At 45.0% G+C, this 20,631-nt stretch carries 17 protein-coding genes and 1 other RNA gene; 10 read left to right on the top strand and 8 right to left on the bottom strand.

The window, feature by feature from the left end:
- Positions 1-136: 136 nt before the first annotated feature.
- The 3 genes from RH88_RS06280 to grpE form a co-directional block, all read right to left on the bottom strand.
- A complete protein-coding gene (locus RH88_RS06280) occupies positions 137-397 on the bottom strand; it encodes a GIY-YIG nuclease family protein (protein ID WP_338131493.1) in 261 nt (86 codons plus the stop codon).
- A 458-nt stretch (positions 398-855) separates the two neighbouring features.
- Positions 856-2,133, bottom strand: coding sequence for a dicarboxylate/amino acid:cation symporter (locus RH88_RS06275; protein ID WP_005594266.1), 1,278 nt, complete (start codon positions 2,131-2,133; stop codon positions 856-858).
- Between the two features lie 432 nt (positions 2,134-2,565).
- The gene (grpE, locus tag RH88_RS06270) at positions 2,566-3,171 is read right to left on the bottom strand and encodes a nucleotide exchange factor GrpE (protein WP_005594264.1); all 606 of its coding nucleotides are present in this window, start codon (positions 3,169-3,171) and stop codon (positions 2,566-2,568) included.
- A gap of 145 nt (positions 3,172-3,316) precedes the next feature.
- Between grpE and nadK the strand changes: the two genes are divergently transcribed.
- The 3 genes from nadK to bamE all read left to right on the top strand — a co-directional run bounded on the left by nadK (position 3,317) and on the right by bamE (position 6,891).
- The gene (gene nadK / locus RH88_RS06265) at positions 3,317-4,201 is read left to right on the top strand and encodes an NAD(+) kinase (protein WP_005594261.1); all 885 of its coding nucleotides are present in this window, start codon (positions 3,317-3,319) and stop codon (positions 4,199-4,201) included.
- 513 nt (positions 4,202-4,714) lie between these two features.
- Entirely contained in the window at positions 4,715-6,379 is a 1,665-nt protein-coding gene (gene recN, locus RH88_RS06260) for a DNA repair protein RecN (RefSeq protein ID WP_005594259.1), read from the top strand.
- A 152-nt stretch (positions 6,380-6,531) separates the two neighbouring features.
- On the top strand, positions 6,532-6,891 hold the full coding sequence (gene bamE, locus RH88_RS06255; RefSeq protein ID WP_005594257.1) for an outer membrane protein assembly factor BamE: 360 nt from the start codon (positions 6,532-6,534) through the stop codon (positions 6,889-6,891).
- A gap of 75 nt (positions 6,892-6,966) precedes the next feature.
- On the opposite strand, the gene RH88_RS06250 is transcribed toward bamE, so the two are convergent.
- Both RH88_RS06250 and RH88_RS06245 read right to left on the bottom strand, forming a co-directional pair.
- On the bottom strand, positions 6,967-7,320 hold the full coding sequence (locus RH88_RS06250; RefSeq protein WP_005594256.1) for an RnfH family protein: 354 nt from the start codon (positions 7,318-7,320) through the stop codon (positions 6,967-6,969).
- On the bottom strand, positions 7,310-7,753 hold the full coding sequence (locus RH88_RS06245; protein WP_005594255.1) for an SRPBCC family protein: 444 nt from the start codon (positions 7,751-7,753) through the stop codon (positions 7,310-7,312). The genes RH88_RS06250 and RH88_RS06245 overlap by 11 nt, the downstream gene beginning before the upstream one ends.
- 118 nt (positions 7,754-7,871) lie before the next feature.
- On the opposite strand from RH88_RS06245, the gene smpB reads away from it, so the two are divergent.
- From smpB to RH88_RS06230, 4 genes are all read left to right on the top strand, one after another.
- A complete protein-coding gene (gene smpB, locus RH88_RS06240) occupies positions 7,872-8,357 on the top strand; it encodes an SsrA-binding protein SmpB (RefSeq protein ID WP_005594253.1) in 486 nt (161 codons plus the stop codon).
- 66 nt (positions 8,358-8,423) lie between these two features.
- Positions 8,424-8,791, top strand: a transfer-messenger RNA (tmRNA) gene (gene ssrA, locus RH88_RS22875).
- A gap of 281 nt (positions 8,792-9,072) precedes the next feature.
- Positions 9,073-9,933 (top strand): HNH endonuclease, encoded by an 861-nt coding sequence (locus RH88_RS06235; RefSeq protein WP_005594252.1) that lies wholly within the window; start codon positions 9,073-9,075, stop codon positions 9,931-9,933.
- 250 nt (positions 9,934-10,183) lie between these two features.
- On the top strand, positions 10,184-11,449 hold the full coding sequence (locus tag RH88_RS06230) for a mechanosensitive ion channel family protein (protein ID WP_005594250.1): 1,266 nt from the start codon (positions 10,184-10,186) through the stop codon (positions 11,447-11,449).
- 103 nt (positions 11,450-11,552) lie between these two features.
- On the opposite strand, the gene RH88_RS06225 is transcribed toward RH88_RS06230, so the two are convergent.
- Positions 11,553-12,434: an endonuclease/exonuclease/phosphatase family protein gene (locus RH88_RS06225; protein WP_005594248.1), complete on the bottom strand. Its 882-nt coding sequence runs from the start codon at positions 12,432-12,434 to the stop codon at positions 11,553-11,555.
- Between the two features lie 294 nt (positions 12,435-12,728).
- Positions 12,729-14,141, bottom strand: a complete 1,413-nt coding sequence (locus RH88_RS06220) for an amidohydrolase family protein (protein WP_040757856.1) — start codon at positions 14,139-14,141, stop codon at positions 12,729-12,731.
- Positions 14,142-14,437: 296 nt separating this feature from the next.
- Between RH88_RS06220 and RH88_RS06215 the strand changes: the two genes are divergently transcribed.
- Both RH88_RS06215 and RH88_RS06210 read left to right on the top strand, forming a co-directional pair.
- Positions 14,438-14,731: a hypothetical protein gene (locus tag RH88_RS06215; protein ID WP_005594245.1), complete on the top strand. Its 294-nt coding sequence runs from the start codon at positions 14,438-14,440 to the stop codon at positions 14,729-14,731.
- A 237-nt stretch (positions 14,732-14,968) separates the two neighbouring features.
- The gene (locus RH88_RS06210) at positions 14,969-16,504 is read left to right on the top strand and encodes a bifunctional GNAT family N-acetyltransferase/carbon-nitrogen hydrolase family protein (protein ID WP_005594243.1); all 1,536 of its coding nucleotides are present in this window, start codon (positions 14,969-14,971) and stop codon (positions 16,502-16,504) included.
- A 44-nt stretch (positions 16,505-16,548) separates the two neighbouring features.
- Here RH88_RS06210 and RH88_RS06205 read toward each other — a convergent pair whose 3' ends face one another.
- Positions 16,549-18,543 carry a methyl-accepting chemotaxis protein gene (locus RH88_RS06205; protein ID WP_005594241.1) on the bottom strand — a complete coding sequence of 665 codons (1,995 nt, stop codon included), beginning with the start codon at positions 18,541-18,543 and terminating at the stop codon, positions 16,549-16,551.
- A 706-nt stretch (positions 18,544-19,249) separates the two neighbouring features.
- Here RH88_RS06205 and RH88_RS06200 point away from each other — a divergent pair.
- Complete coding sequence (locus tag RH88_RS06200; protein WP_005594240.1) at positions 19,250-20,608, top strand: MBL fold metallo-hydrolase RNA specificity domain-containing protein; 1,359 nt, start codon at positions 19,250-19,252, stop codon at positions 20,606-20,608.
- The last annotated feature ends 23 nt before the right edge of the window (positions 20,609-20,631 follow it).

The raw sequence follows: 20,631 nt of genomic DNA, 5'->3' as shown, positions 1-20,631 counted from the left end.
GCCGGAATACCAATCAGATTCCTGACCACGCCTCTACTAGGCTATCTCAGGAATGACCGAAGCTAGAACTGAACCATAGTAGCGACCAATACAAAACCGTCATTCTCGAGAAGGAGGAACGACTGAGTCGGGAATCTTATATTTCATCATACAGATCTCGCCATGTTGGATTAAATTCACTAATTAATCTTTCCTTCCAAGCTCTCTTCCATTTCTTTAACTTTTTTTCTCTTTCAATCGCGGTTCGAAAGCTCTGGTGTAACTCGTAATAAACCAAGTAATGCACACCATATTTGTTAGTAAAGCCTTCGCATGTACCATTTTTATGCTGCCAAACCCTCTCTTTTAAGCGCCCCGTGACGCCGATGTACAACGTACTCCGAGAATAATTCGTCAATAAGTAAATTGAAGGCTGTTTCAAGTTGTCGAATCCGTTCGAAAATAATTCCTAGAATTATCTAATTGGTTCTGATGTGAGTATGAAATATTCATGATCAAGTGTGATGTCACTTAGATTCACGACTACGCCTCTACGAGGCTATCGGGAATGACCGAAGCTAGAGCTAAATCATAGTTTCGACCAAGCCTAAACCGTCATTCTCGAGAAGGGAGGAACGACTGAGTCGGGAAGCGTATACCGGAATACCACTCAGAATCCCGACCACGCCTCTACGAGGCTATCAGGAATGACCGAAGCTAGAGCTAAATCATAGTTTCGACCAACCCTAAACCGTCATTCTCGAGAAGGAGGAACGACTGAGTCGGGAATCTCGCTCTTTTTCTCTTCTCTAAAAACTGTCTGAATCAAAAAAAACGAGCCACTTGGGCTCGCTTTCTAATAACCAATCCAATTACTTACGCGTTATTCGCAGCAAGCTCAGCTTCCATCGCTTCAGCGGTGAGGCCAATCTCACCCTCGGACTTCGCCACAATGGTATTCACTGCCGTGTCACCAACGACATTGGATGCGGTACAGAACATGTCGTTGATACGGTCAACGGCGGCAACAATCGCCAAACCTTCTGGTGGAAGACCTAATTGGTGCAAAATCACACCAACCATCACCACACCGCCGCCCGGTACACCACCCGCGCCAATCGATAGCAATAACACCGTAAAGCCAAGCGTAACTAAGTCCGTCACATCAATCGGCTGACCAAACGCATTGGCACAAAAAACCGCAGCAATCGCGATGTAGATAGAAGCGCCGGCCATGTTCATGGTTGCACCTAGTGGTACACCAAAACCTGCCACCGACTTTGACACGTTCAGCTTATCCGTCAACGTGCGCATCGTAACGGGAATAGTCGCATTCGAGCTGGCCGTCGATAATGAGAACAACACTTGCTCACGGGTTTTACGTGAGAACTCACGCGCTGAAATACCAGTAAACAGTTGCACAGCCAGCGGATAGACAACAAAGATCCACAACACCAACATGCTAACCACCAGCGCAACGTAACCCGCTACCGAAGCGAGCGTATTCGCATTCAGTGTTGCGCCAAGTTGGATCATTAGCGCAAAGACACCGTAAGGCGCTAGGCTCATCACCAAGCCGATCAACTTCATCATAATCGCGTTAGCAACGTTAAAGGTTTTGACCGCAGGGCCACCTTTTTCATCCAGAGCTTGAATGGCAAGACCTGTCAAAATTGCCATAAAGATGATTTGCAGCATATCGCCATCGGCAAAGGCTTGAACCGGATTGCTTGGCACGATGTTAGTCACCATCGAGAAAATATCGGGGGTTTCGGTCGATTTCAGTGCCACGGCATCTGAGATCGTGCCCGCTAAATGAGCACCTGCGCCGGGCTGAACAATCATTGCCACACTCAAGGCCGCTACAATCGCAATCACGGTGTTAAAAATGTAAAGAGCAAAAGTTTTGCCACCGAGACGACCAAAAGAGCGAATATCTTTTAATTCAACAATTCCGCAAACGATCGACACGTAAACCAAAGGCACGACGAGTAACTTGATCAATGAAACAAACATCCCACCGACACCTTCAGCAGTGCCGAGTAAGTACGTATCAAAAATCGCGATACCGCTAAATAAGTACTGAATCGCCGTTCCCAGCAGCAAGCCAGAAAACAAGCCGATAAAAATCTTACTTGAAAGCGATTTATCCATTCTAAATCTCCCAAATGTTGTGTGTTTGCTGATATTTTTATTTTTATAAATCCCGTCATTTGTGACGAGCAACACGGATAATACACAGCAAATTAACAATTAAAAGACTCTATTTACATTTTTATCACCAAGCAATGCTTGTTCATCCTATAGACATCTGAGTACATAGAGCACGCATATTTGCTCACCTAGAGTGCCTATTTATTTTTTGACCGCCACAACAATCTCCTTCTAATTTGCTGAATTTAATCTACTCCTTTTAATCATTCATGAATCAGCACACTCACTATTCATGCAGATAAATTTCATCTTCTTCACCGAAAAATGCTCAACTCGCTTGCGATAAAAATGACAAAAGTGTGAACTTGGGACATAAAAAAACGCCCTTCCAAAAGAAAGGGCGTTTCAAATTTTTACTCAATGGTATGGGCGTTATTTCGCAACCATTACCATTGCAGGGCGAACTACACGACCGTTTAGCTCATAACCTTTTTGCATTACAAACATCACAGTGTTTGATGCATGATCAGGGCTTTCTTGAATTGACATCGCTTGATGGTATTCAGGATTGAACGCTTCACCTTCAGGGTTGATCTCTTTTAGACCAAACTTCGCTAGTGTATCAACGAATGTTTTGTGCGTTAGCTCAACACCTTCGAATAGCGGCTTAACGGCTTCGTTCTCAGCATCTGCTGCTGCGATAGCGCGTTCAAGGTTATCGATTACTGGAAGCAGTTCTTCAGCAAACTTGTTCAGAGCGTATTTACGCGCTTTATCAACTTCTTGCTCAGCACGACGACGCATGTTTTCAACTTCTGCTTTCGCACGAAGTACACCATCTTGCTGCTCTTTGATTTTCGCTTCACTTGAAAGTAACGCCGCCTCTAGTTGAGCAATTTTCGCTTCTTGCTCTTCTAGCGCAGTTCCTTCGTTCCATTCGATATCTGCGTCTGTACCAACTGCTTCAACGTCAGCTTGCGCTGCGTTTTGTTGCTGCTGTAGTTCTTCTTCTTGGATTTTTTTGTCTTCGTTGCTCATGATATCTCCAGAATTCAACGTTTTGTGCAACCTACACGTCACGATTATTCGCCGTTAACTACACAAAAACTCGCATATTTAGCGCACTTGCCATTATTATGGGGATGAAGATTATCGATTCAAGCCCATTTCGGTCGGAAAAGCTATGAAAAAACCTTTTGAAGTGATCGCCATCATTGGAAAACCTAGAGATCAGCAGGCAATTCAAACTCATAAAGAATTGTATGACTGGCTAATGGAACAAGGTTATCGCGTATACATTGATGATAGATTGAGCGAAATTCTTGACGATGTACCTCAAGAACATTTTGCCAGTTTAATTCAATTAGGCAAAGCAGCAGATCTTGCGATCGTCGTGGGTGGTGATGGCAACATGCTGGGCGCAGCACGTGTGCTTTCACGCTTTGATATCCGTGTGATTGGTGTCAACCGTGGCAATCTGGGCTTCTTAACCGATCTCAATCCAGAGGATTTCCATTCTACGCTTAAAGCAGTATTGGATGGCGAATACATTGAAGAAGAGCGCTTCTTACTTGAAACAGAGATCCATCGACACAAGCAAATCAAAAGTCATAACGCGGCCTTAAACGAAGCTGTCCTTCACCCAGGACAAGTAGCGCGAATGATTGAATTTGAAGTCTATATTGATGATACGTTCGCCTTTTCTCAGCGCTCTGACGGTTTGATCATTGCGACGCCAACTGGCTCGACCGCGTATTCACTTTCCGGCGGCGGCCCGATCCTCTCGCCTAGCTTAAATGCAATTTCGTTAGTGCCTATGTTCCCACATACGCTTTCAAGCCGCCCGTTAGTGGTCGATAGCAAACGCCGCATCAAACTGATTGTTTCGCCGGATAACCGCGGCACCCAAGAAGTAAGCTGCGATGGGCAGGTCTCTTTACCGGTTTCTCCAGGTGATGAAATTCATATCTACCAAAGCCCAAATATGTTGACCTTGATTCATCCAAAAGACTACAGCTACTACCACGTACTGCGTAGCAAGCTCGGCTGGTCAAGCAAACTGTTCTAACCCCGCTTTGGTTCCTCCAAAAGCTAGATTCCCTACCACGCGACTACGTCGCTGTAGGGAATGACCGTTTAGCGATAAGCAGCGTAACTCCGCTTTTCCCCTCTCAATTTATCTACCTAACCTCTCGCTTCTCGATTCACCCACCACCGTCATTCTCGAGAGCGAGGTACGAGCGAGTCGGGAATCTTTTTCTCGTTTCCCCATTCTCGCCTCTCGATTTCTCTGCTCAAACCTCTCGCTTCTCAATCCGCCCACCACCGTCATTCTCGAGAGCGAGGTACGAGCGAGTCGGGAATCTTTTCTCGTTTCTCCATTCTCGCATCTTTCTCGCTTCTCGATTTCTCGACTCTCGCATCTCTGCTCTCTCTCGCATCTCTGCTCTCTCCCGCCTCTCTCTTTTCACAGCATCCTGATCTTGTTCACAAAAATTTTTTCACCGGTGACTTTACTGTATAAAGAAACAGTATATACTGACGTTATATACAGTGTTGTTCATTTAAACAGGTAATCAAAATGCTGGCTCATCTAAGTGTTAATAATTTCGCTATTGTTAAATCTTTGCAGCTAGAGCTCTCCAAAGGAATGACCACCATCACCGGTGAAACGGGTGCGGGTAAATCTATCGCTATTGATGCACTTGGCCTTTGTCTTGGCGGTCGCGCTGAAGCAGGCATGGTGCGACAAGGTGAAGAAAAAACCGAAGTGAGTGCGGCTTTTTCATTGGAGAACAACGTCCATGCCATGCGCTGGCTAGAAGATAACGAACTGTTAGATGGCAATGACTGCATATTGCGCCGCACCATTACCAAAGATGGTCGCTCGCGCGCGTTTATTAACGGCAGCCCGGTTCCCCTTTCGCAACTCAAATCTCTTGGGCAATTGCTGATTAATATCCACGGCCAACACGCACACCACCAGTTGATGAAAAGTGATTATCAGTTGGCGATGCTTGATCAATACGCCGGACACCTTAACTTGCTGAAAAACACCCGCAACGCTTACCAAACTTGGCGTCAGGCGGATAACAGCCTCAAGCAACTACGTGAAAATAGCGCGCAAAATCAGGCGCAAAAGCAGTTACTTGAATACCAAATTAAAGAGCTTAACGAACTCTCTCTTGGCGAGGAAGAATATGAACAACTCGAACAAGAACATAAACGACTGTCCAATAGCGGTGATCTTGCCAGTACCTGTCAGCAAGCCATCGAACTTATATACGAAGGCGAAGAAATTAATGCGCTTAGTATTTTGCAATCAGCCAATCAGTCCCTAATTCAACTGGCAGAACTTGACGAGCAATTGGCAGAACTGCCTAACATGCTGTCAGAAGCGATCATCCAGATAGAAGAGACCAACAACGAACTGCGTAGCTACCTTGACAGCATTGATGTTGATCCCGCGCGTATGGCTTTTGTCGAAGAGCGTTTTTCAAAAGTGATGTCGATTTCACGCAAACACCACGTGTTGCCTGACGAGCTCTACCGCCATCACCAAGATTTGCTCGCGCAAATCGAACAGCTTGATTGCTCAGATGAAAAACTCGAAGAGCTTGCACAAGATGTAGAAACCAAATATCAAGCCTTTGGTGCCAGCGCCGAAAAACTCAGTAAATCTCGTTGCCGTTATGCCAAAGAGCTGAATAAATTGATCACCGCCAGCATGCATGAACTGAGCATGGAAAAAGCGCAATTTAGCATAGACGTGAATAGCCAAGGTACGCACCCATCACCATTAGGCCTAGATAGCGTCTGCTTTGTGGTTTCAACCAACCCGGGTCAACCGATGCAACCAATCGCCAAAGTCGCCTCTGGTGGTGAACTGTCGCGTATTTCATTGGCTATCCAAGTGATCACCGCGCAAAAAGTGGATACACCAAGCCTAATTTTCGATGAAGTTGATGTGGGTATCAGCGGCCCAACAGCGGCTGTGGTGGGCAAAATGCTGCGTAAATTGGGTGAGTCGACTCAAGTGATGTGTGTTACCCACTTACCGCAAGTTGCCGGTTGTGGCCACCAGCAGCTGTTTGTTGCTAAACAGACCAAAGCAGGCAAAACCGAAACGCAAATGCACCCGCTATGTGAAGAAAAACGCGTCGCAGAATTGGCGCGATTGCTTGGCGGCAGCCAGATCACTGAATCAACACTGGCCAATGCTCGTGAACTACTGATTGCCGCTTAATCGCAGTTTTTTCGTAAAATACGTATCGACTTTGCAACCTAACTCAAAAATCACGGTCTGAACTTATTCAAAACAAGATGAGTTTTTTACATTAAGGCCAAGCTTGTTTATTATCAGCGCAGTTTAAAATGGATAGTTACAAGAATTTGAGTATGCAATTGAAAAAGTGGCTTATCATAGTACCGCTCGCCATGACAATGCTGACGGGTTGTTCACTATTAGAAAAATTGGTTTATCGCATTGATATCAACCAAGGTAACTACGTCGAGCAATCAGCGGTAGATCAATTAAAGTTTGGTATGAGTAAAGAACAGGTACGTTACGTGCTAGGTTCGCCAATGCTGGTCGAAAATGGATACCCGAACACTTGGTATTACATTTACCTTCATACGAAGGGCCATGACGCTCCAATCCAGCATGACTTGATCGCAAACTTTGACGACCAAGGACGCCTAGTTGAAGTAACTGGAGACTTCCCAGTTAGCGGCGCTTTTTTTGAAAGCATCAACTAACCAAACCGTAGAATCTAAAAAGCTCGCCATTGGCGAGCTTTTTTATTTGTCACATCGTCTTGAAACAGATGGGAATTAGTCTGTTTTACGCATCAAGTTTGGTTTGCCACCTGTCACAGGATCAGCAACGCCCGACGCCTTTGCTTGCTCAGCACGCTTACGACGGATCTCTTTAGGATCTGCGAGTAATGGGCGATAAATCTCAATACGATCGCCATCACGAACTAAAGCATCTAAACGAACATTACGGCTAAATACACCCACCTTGTTCTGTTTTAAATCGATCTCAGGATAAAGCTCTAACACGCCAGATTGCGCGATAATATCTTCAACGATCATCGACTTATTCACCACAAGCGTAAACACACGCTGCTCTTGTGGCAGTGCGTAAACCACCTCAACGTGGATCATTTCCGACTCAATACTCATAACACTCGTACACCTGTTTGGCACGTTTGGTAAATGAACTCACCATATTACCGGTCAACTCATTGAATATCTTACCAAAAGCAATTTCAATCATCTTACTCGAAAACTCAAACTCAAGTTTAAGTTCCACTTTGCAGGCTTGCTCATCTAACGGAGTGAAGAACCACCCCCCTTTCAGGGTTTTAAACGGGCCATCAACCAAGCTCATCAAAATTGCCTCACCTGCGACTAACTCATTAGACGTGGTAAAGGTTTTGCTTATTCCGGCTTTAGAAACATCGACCGAAGCAACCATACCCGACACGCTTGATTCAAGAATGCGCGATCCAGAACATCCGGGTAAAAACTCTGGGTAACGAGCCACATCGTTCACCAGATCAAACATCTGCTCTGCACTAAATGATACCAACGCAGAACGGCTGACTTGCTTCATATAATCTCCTCAAGACGAACATTCAAAACGTATGTTCGTAGCAATTTTACTTTTATTTGCGGTGAGCGCAAATAAAGGGATATGCTAACCCCACTGTGCACCGTATAATGCAGCTATTATGGCAAAGAAAAAAACAAAACAAAAAGCGGGTAGCAATACCATCGCGCTTAACAAGAAAGCTCGCCACGAATACTTCATTGATGATGAAATTGAAGCTGGCTTGGAGCTACAAGGCTGGGAAGTGAAAGCCCTTCGCCAAGGTAAAGCTAATATCGCAGAAAGCTATGTGTATATGCGTGACGGTGAAGCCTTTGTCAGCGGAATGACGATCACTCCTCTTAATCAAGCATCGACTCACGTTGTCGCGAACCCTACTCGCGTTCGTAAGCTCCTAATGAGCCGCCGTGAACTCGATAACCTAACTGGCAGAATCAACCGTGAAGGTATGACTTTGGCGGCACTCGCACTTTACTGGTCTCACTCTTGGGTGAAGATTAAGATTGGCGTAGCCAAAGGTAAAAAACTTCATGACAAACGTACTGATCAAAAAGAAAAAGATTGGGCTCGTGAGAAATCGCGCGTAATGAAGAGCTCATTGCGTTAAACTTGACCACTTAGACGCAGAGTACTAGACAGGCCTAGCTTTTCTGATACTATGCTTCAAACACTTGGGGCTGATTTAGGATTCGACGGGAATTCAGAAGTCTGAGGTGCATGCCGAGGTGCGGTAGGCCTCGTTAATAAACCGCAAAAAAATAGTCGCAAACGACGAAAACTACGCACTAGCAGCTTAATAACCTGCCAAGAGCCTCTTTGCCCTAGCTTCCGCTTGTAAGACGGGGAACAACAAAGAGTCAAACCCAAACTAGCTAGATCGGATTCTCCCGCCTGAGAGATGAAGTTCGAATTATAATTCAGGATAGCCATTTACTAGCGTGTCGGTTCGCAGGTGGGTGGTGAAATTAAAGATCGACTAAGCATGTAGTACCAATGATGAAAGGTTTTCGGACGCGGGTTCAACTCCCGCCAGCTCCACCAAACGTTTGGAAAGGGCCAACTCGCAAGAGTTGGCCCTTTTTGTTTGTCTGAACAATGCAAATACCATTATATCCCTCCTCTCCTATTCGTACCTTTCGCTACATTTCTCGATCCAAATTTTCATGCAGGTCCACTTACAAAATCCTTTTGTAAAAACGATAAAAAACTCTCACTAACCGACTACTCAAAAATAAACATAACCACTTGTTGCATATTAAATCCGCATGACAAACTGTTTGTAAAGTTTGTTTAATAACAGAACGTTATCGGCAGTAGCAAGCATGAACATTGAAGATATAGGTCAACTTAAAGTCGGCGAAAAACTTGATAATCAACAACTGTGTGATCTCTTTGGTTGCAGCCCTCAAGGAGGGATGCGAAAGTCAAATTCGACTAACACGCTGCTGCTGATCTCAAATCACGTTAACTCTATCTACGATGACCGATGGGAAAATGACATTCTCCACTACACCGGGATGGGAACGACTGGCGATCAGAGCTTAGATTTCGCACAAAATAAAACACTCGCTAATTCGCAAACCAATAACGTAAAGGTGCATCTTTTTGAAGTGTTTCGAGACAAACAGTACACCTACGCGGGACAAGTTACCTTAGTTGCAAAGCCATACAGTGAATACCAGCCCGATCAAGCAGGGCAGTCTCGGTTAGTTTACGTCTTTCCTTTACAACTAAAATCCGGAGCGCATTTCGTTGTTGAAGAAGACAGGCAGCATGTTTATCAAATCAAGGAAAAGAGAGCTAAAAAGTTAAGCTATGCGGAGCTTGCACGCCGAGCCTATCAATCAAAACGAAAGACAAGCGTTACCAAATCCACTGCGACCATATACGAACGAAATGTTTGGGTAACTGAACACGCTAAACGACTAGCCAGTGGAATTTGCCAGCTATGCATGAACGAAGCACCCTTCTCAACGCCAAAAGGCGTACCTTATTTAGAGACCCATCATATTCAATGGTTATCTCGCAGCGGGGATGATACGCCTCACAATACGATTGCTCTTTGCCCAAACTGCCATAAGAAAATGCACATTCTTGACTTACAAACCGATGTGGACTTTCTGTTTCAGCGCTTAAACACATTACTGACCGAAGGCGATCAATCCGCCGAGGGACAACCGTAATACACGCAACAGACACTGAGCATTTACAACGATTCGTTTAGAAAGGCTATGCCTAGCGCTAGTCTTTCTTTGCCATCCCGACTAAGACCACACAAAAACACCATTTCAATCAAACACTCACGCAAAAATCAGGTGAGTCTGTTAGCATTAGAGCTACACTTTTAAAACAGCTTTGTTTGCGCTTGGATGATCGCATCGAGTGCAGGGCTTTTTCCCTCCTAGACCAATAACAACAATAGAGGATGCTATTTTGCTTGAGCACCATATTCGCGATTACATTGCGACCAAATTGGCTAATGTTGGCATTAACAGCGATCCCTATGGGGTTGAGTTAACCACTGCGTTTGCACTGGTCGTGCTTGCCGTCGCAGGAGTGAGCTATTTAATCACCCACCACTTGATCGTCCGCTCAGTCAAGAATGTACTGCAAAAGACCAACAAACCGCTGGCGGAAAGTTTAGCCAAATACGACTTGCTAGGAAAAATATCGCTACTTATTCCCCTTCTGGTGTTAGATGTTTTGCTGCCGATTGCCGTTGGGCACTACACCATTCTCTCCGGCATTATTGATCGCCTGTTAGGCGCATTGGTTTTATTTATGATCGTGTGGATTATCTTCGCGATTTTAGATGCCCTCAACGACATTGCCACCTTTAAAGGCATTACCCGTAAGATGCCGATCAAAAGCTTTGTTCAGCTGATCAAGCTGTTCACCTTCTTTATTGGCTTAGTCGTGTTCGTTTCTATTCTTGCCAATGAGTCGCCGATTATTTTCTTATCGGGTTTAGGGGTGGCAACGGGCTTTGTCATGCTGGTGTTTAAAGACACCATATTGGGCTTTGTCGCGGGTATTCAGCTTTCGGCTAACCGAATGATCAGCTTGAACGATTGGATTCAAATGAATGCCTATGGCGCCAATGGTACGGTTGAAGAGATCTCGCTCACCACGGTGAAAGTGAGAAACTTTGATAATACCGTGAGCATGCTGCCTGCTTATGCATTAGTGCAAAATGCGTTTATCAACTGGCAAGGCATGTCTGATTCTGGCGGCCGCCGCATTGAACGCTCAGTGAATATTGACGTCACCTCAATCCGTTTTATGAGTGCAGATGAAGTGGAAGATATGAAGAAGATTCGTATTCTACGCCAATATATTTATGAGAAATTGCGCGACATAAATGAGTTCAACGATGATTTGGATGAAGAAGATCAAGACGTCGCCAATCAGCGTCACATCACTAATTTAGGCATGTTCCGAGCTTACCTCACCGCTTATCTGCGTGCCAATAAAGATATTCACCAATACATGCTAATCATGGTGCGCCAGTTGCAACCAACTTCTGAGGGAATTCCGTTACAGGTTTATGCTTTTAGTAACAATGTCGATTGGGCGGTTTACGAAGGTGTTCAGGCGGATCTTTTCGATCATATTTACTCCATTATGCCCATGTTTGGCTTGCGCCCTTATCAAGCCCTCGGCAGTAATGATGCGCTCAATATCGGCACACTGAAGTGATCGCCAATTCGCTGTCGTTATTTTGGTGGCTTGGGAAAATAAGTTTCACCACATCGGTAAAAAGAAAGGCTGCCATAGGGCAGCCTTTCTTTCGTGTTAAGCCTTATTGCTCAAGCAATGTTAGCTTAGTAAAGATCGGTAAGTGATCACTCACTTCAGCCCAATTCACTCCTGACCACACTTCCATACCTTGCGGCACTTTGAGTTCTTCAATATCCCAACGTTGTGCGTTACTGGTAAAGATGTAGTCGACACCAATTTCAGGGTTAACACTTGGCCAAGTTCTATGGTCATTATTGAATGGTGTCACAGGGTTCCAGTATTTGGTTACTTCGGTCATGTTCGGCGTGCTGTAGACATCATTCATGTCGCCAAGCAGAATTTTAATGCCACGCATTTCCATGGTTCTATCATTCAACTCTCGAATTTGCTCTAAGCGAACCTGTGGGTTTTCTTTGGTATCAAGGTGGGTGTTGATAACGGTAATTGGCGATGCAAAATTAGGGACATCAACATTACCGATACAGCCAATACGTTGTTCACGCTGACCGGATGGCAGTTGTATGATTTCATCCAATGTCACTGGATACTTAGAAAGAATACTTAGGCCATATTCGCCACCATCAAAATCAATCGCGCGACAGAAGACACCTTGCATACCTGTGATCTTTTCTATCTCTTTTAGTTGATCGACCTTACCGCTTCTTGCGGTGAGTTTATCAACCTCTTGCAAAGCCACTATATCCGCATCCATCGCTTTTATCGCGTGGGCAATATCTTGTGCTGATGATACTTTTCCCGCCGCAATATTAAACGACGCAATGGTCAACTCTGGGGCGTCTTTTTCACTAAACACCTTATTTGCCACACCGTTCAAAGCGCTCTTCACTTCACGGCTATTTTTGTTGCTGTTTGCACTACTATCAGCAAAGACTGGAGCCGATATTACTGATGCACATAGCATCGCCATCATTATTTTATTCATAATCCGTCACTCATTCGTTAGCCAGAATTCGCAACAACTATATAAACTCAATAATGGACTGTTTGAGATTTGTATCGCATTTAATGACAAAGAACTCAAATAAAACTTATGATAAATATATGAAAAATAAAAGAGTTGTTAACAACTACGCCCTAATATAACCAGCGCCTATTAAGCTAAACTGGTAAGAATTTATCGTCATATCGATAAAAAAGTGCAGGGAATAAAAAAACGCTTCAAAGCGGAAAAATATCGCATTTCCACCTCAAAGCGCTCATTAACTTCCGATTCTAATTAGTTGAGTGTTTTGGCAAACTCGCCCACTTTCTTCGTCACCGGTAGCCACTCTTTATCGTGGGCTTGTTGCGATACCGTGGTTAGCTTACCGTCGGCTACAATCACTTTGCCATCAACAATGGTGTGTGTGACGTTTTGTGGATAAGCCGAAAACGCGAGAGTCGCAAAGGGATCGTAGTTTGGCTGGGTGTTTGGTGCATCAGTATCCACGATAACGATATCGGCTTTTTTGCCCACTTCTAGCGAGCCAATTTCATCATCCATATCCAGTACACGTGCCCCACCAATCGTGGCCAGCTCCACCAGCTCATAAGGGGTAAATTTAGCATTATCACCATGGTTGGTACGCGCGACCACCGCGGCATAACCCATCACATTGATGATATCCATTTGATTCGATGACATCGGCCCATCAGTCCCTAATCCCACATCCAAGCCTTTATTGACCATATCCCATGATGGCGAATAGCCATTGTTGCCTTTGGTATTGGCTTTCGGGTTATGAGCAATCCCCACGCCGTGTTTCTTGAGCAGTGCCATATCTTGCTCGTCAAGATGGTTTACGTGGGCGGCGACTAAGTTGTCCACCAAAAAGCCGATCGAATCCAAATACTCAATGACCGATTGGCCTGGCTGCATTTGCTCAGAGAAGGCATCGGTTTTTGACTCTTCCCAAGTAAATTCTGCTAGGTGTGTGAGCAAAGGGACTTGTTTTTCTACCGCGATATCTTTGGCTTTGATCAGCCATTCAGCTGAAACAGTGTAAGGCGCATGAGGGGCAACCGCTGGGGTGATTAATGGGTGATCTTTCCACTCATCAATGAATTTTTCTGCGTACTCAAGGCCACCATAAGGCTGTTTGGCATCGACGACTGGAAACCCTATCACCGTCTCACCTAGCACGCCGCGAATACCAACTTCGGCGACCGATTTTGCCACTTCATCTTCGTGGTAATACATATCGGTGATCAGCGTAACACCTGACAATGCTAATTCCATCGCCGCATGACGAGAGGCGGTACGAATCAAATCACGCGAAAGCATCTCTTTTTCAAGCGGGAACATAAAGTTGATCAGACGGTTCTCAACCCCATTTTCTCCCAAGCCACGAAACGCGACCATTGGGATGTGGTTGTGTGTGTTGATCATGCCCGGCATGACGATATCACCACCAGCATCAATGGTACGTTTCGCCTCATATTGGCTGGCAATCTTCATCTCACCTAGGGCAACAATCTTATTGCCTTTCACCACAATCGCACCGTCATCGATGATACGTTGTTGACCATCCATGGGTAGGATTTGGGCATTGGTGATGATCAGATCGACTTTTTCAGCAGCCAATACGGGCAGACTGGCACATGCACAAGCAATGCAGCTGGCCATTAGGGTTTTCGTTATTATTTTCATACCTTTACCTATGTACACAACTCAATATTGAACGACAAATATGCCAGCGATATTAGCTACACTATCGAGAAAACAGTAGATAAATTACGCAGAATTAAGCGATGTAATTCACAAAATCTGCGAAAGATAGCTTTGCTTTTTTCCCAAGCTTTTCATTCACCTACTTTCTCGTTCATTGACAAGGCAAAGGCGGCCTGATTTTCCCCTGAGCAATTTTTAGCTTATTTCGCTCAACAACCTCTCTCGCTTGTCTACACTGTTAATGCGCTAAGCATCATCAACGAAAGGAGGCCGTCATGATTGCCATTGAAAGAAAATACTGTTTGTCCAATAACCCGAACCTGCATGCGCGTATTGAAGTGAACCCCATTGGTCAGCTTGATGTCGAAATTATCGAGCTGAACGAACGTCATACCACCCAGTTTGATGATCTCTCTTTTAAATGCAGCCAAGGCGCAATTCATGTTTGTGGTAAAGAACAAACCTTGCCGTGGCAGTTAAGTTTAGCCACCGGAGATGGGTTGGAACTATCAACTCTGGTCGACAATGCCAATGATGAGTATGAAACCTTGATGCGTGATTTGATGTAACAGGCAGTCGTCATCTGATTGCGCGACAAAAAATTACGCGACAAAAATAAATACCTGCCCAAGACCTCCTATAAGGAGGTTTTCGACGCTTAAACCCTAGCGACACTTCAAGCACACCATTAACCCGTGAAAGCTTACGGCGACGCTTTAAAACTGTGAGTCACCGATATATCTGCTCTATTCTATTTATGGCATTCTCAGCCATACTCTATGAAACGGTAAAATGGATGACCTGATATGGACGGCAATTCGCCAAAGCTTTCACTACGAACGATAGAACCGACCGATTACCCTGAATTGGCTCAGTTAATGGATTTAGTTTTTCATGATGTGGGGGGCTCTTGGCCACGTTTAACCATCATGGATTTAATCCATCAGTTTCCCGATGGACAAATATGCATTGAAGATAATGGCAAAATTGTTGGCGCAGCGCTGACGATTAAGGTCGATTACAACCGTTTTTCTCTCCCCCATCTCTATACCGATATCATTAACGAAAACAATGTCATTCAAAACCAAGTGACGGGTGATGCCATGTATGGCTTGGATGTTTTCGTTCACCCTGATTATCGCGGTTTGCGCTTAGGTCGCCGACTTTATGATGCACGTAAAGAGTTGTGTCGTAGCATGAACTTTAAAGCCATTCTGGCCGGTGGGCGTATTCCGCATTACCACGAGCATGCCAATGAAGTGAGCGTGGCGGATTATATTGATAAGGTAAAACGCCGCGAGTTACATGATCCGATCCTCTCTTTTCAACTGGCGAACGGCTTTGATGTAAAACGCATCATGCGCAATTACCTCCCTGAAGATGATGCATCTAAGGGCTACGCGACACTGTTGGAGTGGGATAACTTCTTCTACGAAGAGGATGTGCAATCTGTCCACGATGTTGAAAAAACCTTAGTGCGTATCGGTGTGGTGCAGTGGCAAATGCGTGCGATGAATGATTTGGAAGATCTGCTCGACCAAGCGGAATTTTTCATCTCGTCGCTGGCGAACTACAAAGCCGACTTTGCCCTCTTCCCGGAGTTTTTCAATGCGCCATTAATGGGGCTACAAAAAGATCAAAACTCGGTGGAAGCGATTCGTTTTCTGGCCAGCTTTAGCGAGGAAATCAAATATCGATTCTCGCAAATGGCGGTAACCTACAACATCAACATTATCGCTGGCAGTATGCCGGTGATTGAAGATGACAAGCTGTACAACGTTGCCTATTTACTACAACGCGATGGACAGATTGATGCGCAATACAAGGTGCACATTACGCCGCACGAAGAGAAAGATTGGGTGATCGACGGCGGCAATAAAGTGACGGTGTTTGATACCGACGCAGGCAAGGTGGGCATTCTAATCTGCTACGACAGTGAGTTTCCTGAACTTGGTCGTATGATGGCCGAAGAAGGGGTGCAAATCATCTTTGTACCATTTTGGACCGACACCAAAAATGGTTACCAACGAGTACGTATTTGCTCACAAGCTCGAGCGATCGAAAATGAGTGTTATGTGGCAATTGGTGGCAGTGTAGGGAATTTACCACGCGTGGATAACGTTGATATTCAATATGCCCAATCGGCGGTATTCTCACCGTCGGATATCTACTTCCCACATGATGCGACCTTAAACGAAGCCAATGCCAATACTGAGATGATCATTTTTGCCGATGTGGATTTAACTAAACTCAAGCAGCTTAATACTGAAGGGGCGGTGACTAACTTACGTCATCGTCGGACCGATTTATATGGCGGCTTTACCCAAGCCAAACAGCCGTAAAAAATAAGCCGCTAACTCAAACGTTAGCGGCTTTTTTGTCGAACTTAGCTGTTTATCGCTGCTAGCTGGAACTCTTTCAAACGACTGCTTTGACGCTCTGCCAACTCAGACAAGAAGTTCGATGCTTGGCTTGATTCATCAATACCAGCCATGTTCTGTGCAATGGTGTCTTTGATGCCATGCAGCGACTCACTGATCTCTTCTGATGCTTTTGATTGCTGCTCTGCCGCCACCGACATTTCTGTCGAGCTATCATTTATCTCAGCCACCGCTTGCTGGGTTGCCGAAATTTTATCGACGACGACACTCGATGCTTCGCGCACTTCGTCTACTTTCTCTAAGCAGCTTTGTACGGTAATTTGCGCTGTATCCGATTGGCGTTGTAACTCTTCGATAATCGATTTGATGTGCTCGGTCGAGTTTTGCGTTTTGCCTGCCAGTGAGCGAACTTCATCGGCAACCACGGCAAAGCCACGGCCGAGTTCACCAGCGCGCGCCGCTTCAATCGCTGCGTTTAGTGCCAACAAGTTGGTTTGATCTGAAATGGCACTGATCACTTCCGCCACTTCACTGATGCTGTGACAACGCTGTTTAAGGTTATCAACCACCACAGCGGTTTCACCCAGTTGCGCGGTTAGATCATTCGCGCGTTGGCTATTTTCTTGTGCTAACGATTGACCTTCTTCACACGCGCTGTAAGCCATAATCGCACGCGATTCAGTCTGTTTCGCTGACTCGGCTACAATCCCCGCCGACGTCGACATTTCGGTCACGGCTGCGGCTATTTGTTGTACTTGGAGGTTTTGCTCTTGGGCATTGGCAGAGCTTTGCACCATTACCGCCGCCAACTGTGTTGAGCTGGCTGAGACTTCAGCGCCCTGCCCACGCACTTCATCAATGACACGGCTGATCGACACGACGGTTTCATCGGCGTTCATTGCAAGACGAGCTAACTCATTTTTACCTTTAATGTGCGTTCTGGTTGAGAAATCTTTATTGGCCATCGATTGCAACGTGACCGTCAGTTGACCGAAGATCTGAATAAAGTGGCGCACTAGATAGATACAGAAAGCAATCGACACTAACGCCGCTACAATCCAAGAGATCACTTGAACTGAGATAACCTTGTTGATCGTGGCGAGCGAGGTATTGTTCGCTTCACCTAGCATTTGCATGTTGCGCTCAATCACAGTGACAATCGCACTGCGAATATCACCAGCAAATTCAACACGAGTCGTGGTTGCTTGCTTATCGGCTTCTAGCGCGGCAAAAATAACATCCGTTGAAGTGATATACCCTTGGAAAGTGGTGTCTTTAAAGTTTTTCACCGCAGGTAACCAGTCAAACTCATCTAATATTTTTCCGGCATTGGTTAGGTAACCAAGTGTCTGATCACGGCTTACATCAACACGCATGAAGACATTCATCGACATACTTGAATAGTAACTGTCTAGATTTTTAACCAACTGCTCGCCTTGCTTTTGCCACACCGCAACATCAAGATCATCGTTAACTTCTGCGTATTCCATCACCTCATTCACCATGGCGAATAATGGCGCCCACATATTCGGCGTATGCGTCCACCACTGTTCATGGATCAATTCATATTGCTCAACCGTCGTCGTCAACGTCTTTGAGTAACCATTCATATTCTCCAGCACACGTTGCATATCATCTTTGGTGCTTTGTGACATCGAAGGATTAGCAATAAACTGGCTAGTGATAAGATCTTGAGTCTCTTTAACTTTACTCTCAATACCAATCAGTTCTGATCGTAATTGGTCGGTATCGGCCATCATCATATCGCGGGTGTGAACGCGGATATTGTTCCAATTGTTATCCAGCATCGCTGCAGATTCCGCGCGTTCAGCGCGTGATGTTGAATACTCAACCCCATGTTTCATCTCTTCTAAAAAAACTAAGATCAAACAAGAAACAACGGCAGAAGCCAGTAGCGATATCCCTACTGGCAACAGCAATAATGTACGTAAAGATAAGCTCGTAAGCCAAGATGGCGAGCTGTTATTATTATTTTTCATTTCATCTCCAACGATAAAAATAGACAACCTTTCTGAATTTATTTTTTTAGTGCTGACCCATATAATGGTGATTGACTCTTCAACCATGGGCTTTTGAACGCTTGTGTATTACGACGAACTTTTCTCACAATATTTTTTGCCGTCGTAGCATATTTCTTAGGTGAAAGAGTGAGCTGCGTCAGAAATACCATTGCAGCGGACATTTTTTGAACAACAATGTTTTTATCAAAAGCATCACATCCATTGATTAGAATTAAGTCACTGTAATAAAAGGACTTTAGATGTTAATTACTGAAAGGTCGTCACATCCTGTTACACAAGTAATGATATGAAACGTGATATGGTATCCAAAAATAACAACTCATCCTATCGTCACCTCATCGAGTAATACCGCATGAGATCAGAACTATTCTCACGCCTCATTTCTCGTTTCTCATTTCTCGTTTCTCATTTCTCGTTTCTCATTTCTCGTTTCTCATTTCTCGTTTCTCATTTTTCGTATCTCATCTCTCGTATCTAATCTCTCGTTTCTTCCTTCTCGTATCTCTAGGAAAAATCAACGACGGTTTTTCGCTTACATCATGATTATTTTTACTGCTTCACATTTAACGCAGAGACAGTTGTGTAAGCTATATAATCAAGGCAGTTTGGTGGATAGCCTTAGATATCAAAGGCTTGCTATATTCATCTTTTGGGAGGGCAAGGTATGAAATTTATTCACCACGGGGGGAAAGATACGGTGACAGGTTCTTGCCATGAATTACAAGTGGATGGGCAAGCAATTCTCGTCGATTGTGGTTTGTTTCAAGGCCAAGATAAACGCCCATTGGAGGTGGAGTTTGCCACCCAACATCTCCAAGCTCTGTTACTGACCCACGCTCACATTGATCACATCGGCCGATTGCCTTGGTTATTGGCAAAGGGCTTTAAACAACCAATTTATTGCACCGAAGCCACGGCCGAAATGGTGCCTTTAATGTTAGAAGATAGTCTGAAATTGCAATTGGGATTATCGAGTAAGAAAACAGAACGAGTCCTACGCCATATTTCGCGTTTACTGCGTCCTCAAGCTTATAATCAGTGGTTTACGCTCCCCGCCTTAGCTTCCTCTTCCAGCAACCATCTATCTGCATCTGAAGCCACTGAGCCGCTCAAAGCACGCTTTCAACATGCAGGCCATATTCTGGGATCCGCTTATGTTGAAGTGTTGCTGCCCAATCAAGAAGTGGTGGTTTTCTCTGGTGATTTAGGCCCATGCAATACACCACTGCTACCCGATCCGGTTGCGCCACCTAGAGCGGATTATTTACTGATTGAATCTACCTATGGCGGTAAAATTCATGAAGATATTCAAACTCGCTCGCAGCGCTTATTGGCTATTATTGAGCGTTCGCTGGCTGATGGTGGCGCTATTTTAATTCCCGCCTTTAGTGTCGGGCGAACACAAGAGTTGTTGTTCGATATTGAGCAGTTAATCCACCAGCAAAAAATTGAAGCGACCTTGCCAATCATTCTCGATTCACCGATGGCGCAAAAGGTGACCAAATCTTATCGCCGCTTTAAAGCACTATGGGGAAAAGAAGCGAAAGAGCGCCTAATAGAACAACGTCATCCACTGGCCTTTAAGCAATGCATAACGGTCGAAGATCATCGTACTCATCAACGCTTAGTCAATCGCCTTGCGTCAACAGGCGAAGCGGCGATAGTCGTTGCCGCTTCGGGCATGTGTCAAGGTGGACGCATTATGGATTATTTAAAGGCTCTACTCGCGGATGAGCGCACCGATGTACTGTTAGTTGGCTACCAAGCGCAAAACACATTGGGTTGGGCAATCCAAAATGGAGACAAGCAAGTCACCATTGATGAGCAAACTGTCGAGATTAACGCTCAAGTTCATACCATGTCGGGCTATTCCGCACACGCTGACCAAGCGGATCTACTGGGTTTTATTCAACGTATTCCGACGCCACCGAAAGCAATCCACTTAATCCATGGTGAAACTCACGTTAAAGCGCAGTTTGCCGAGCAACTGCGCAGCAAAGGCTATCACGCGATCATTGAGTAGAACATGAACATTGAGTAGGGAAT

The organism is Vibrio scophthalmi LMG 19158 (assembly GCF_000222585.1).
Taxonomy (GTDB): domain Bacteria; phylum Pseudomonadota; class Gammaproteobacteria; order Enterobacterales; family Vibrionaceae; genus Vibrio; species Vibrio scophthalmi.
Note: the sequence above shows the minus strand (reverse complement) of the source record. Positions and strands in the feature narration are given on the sequence as shown.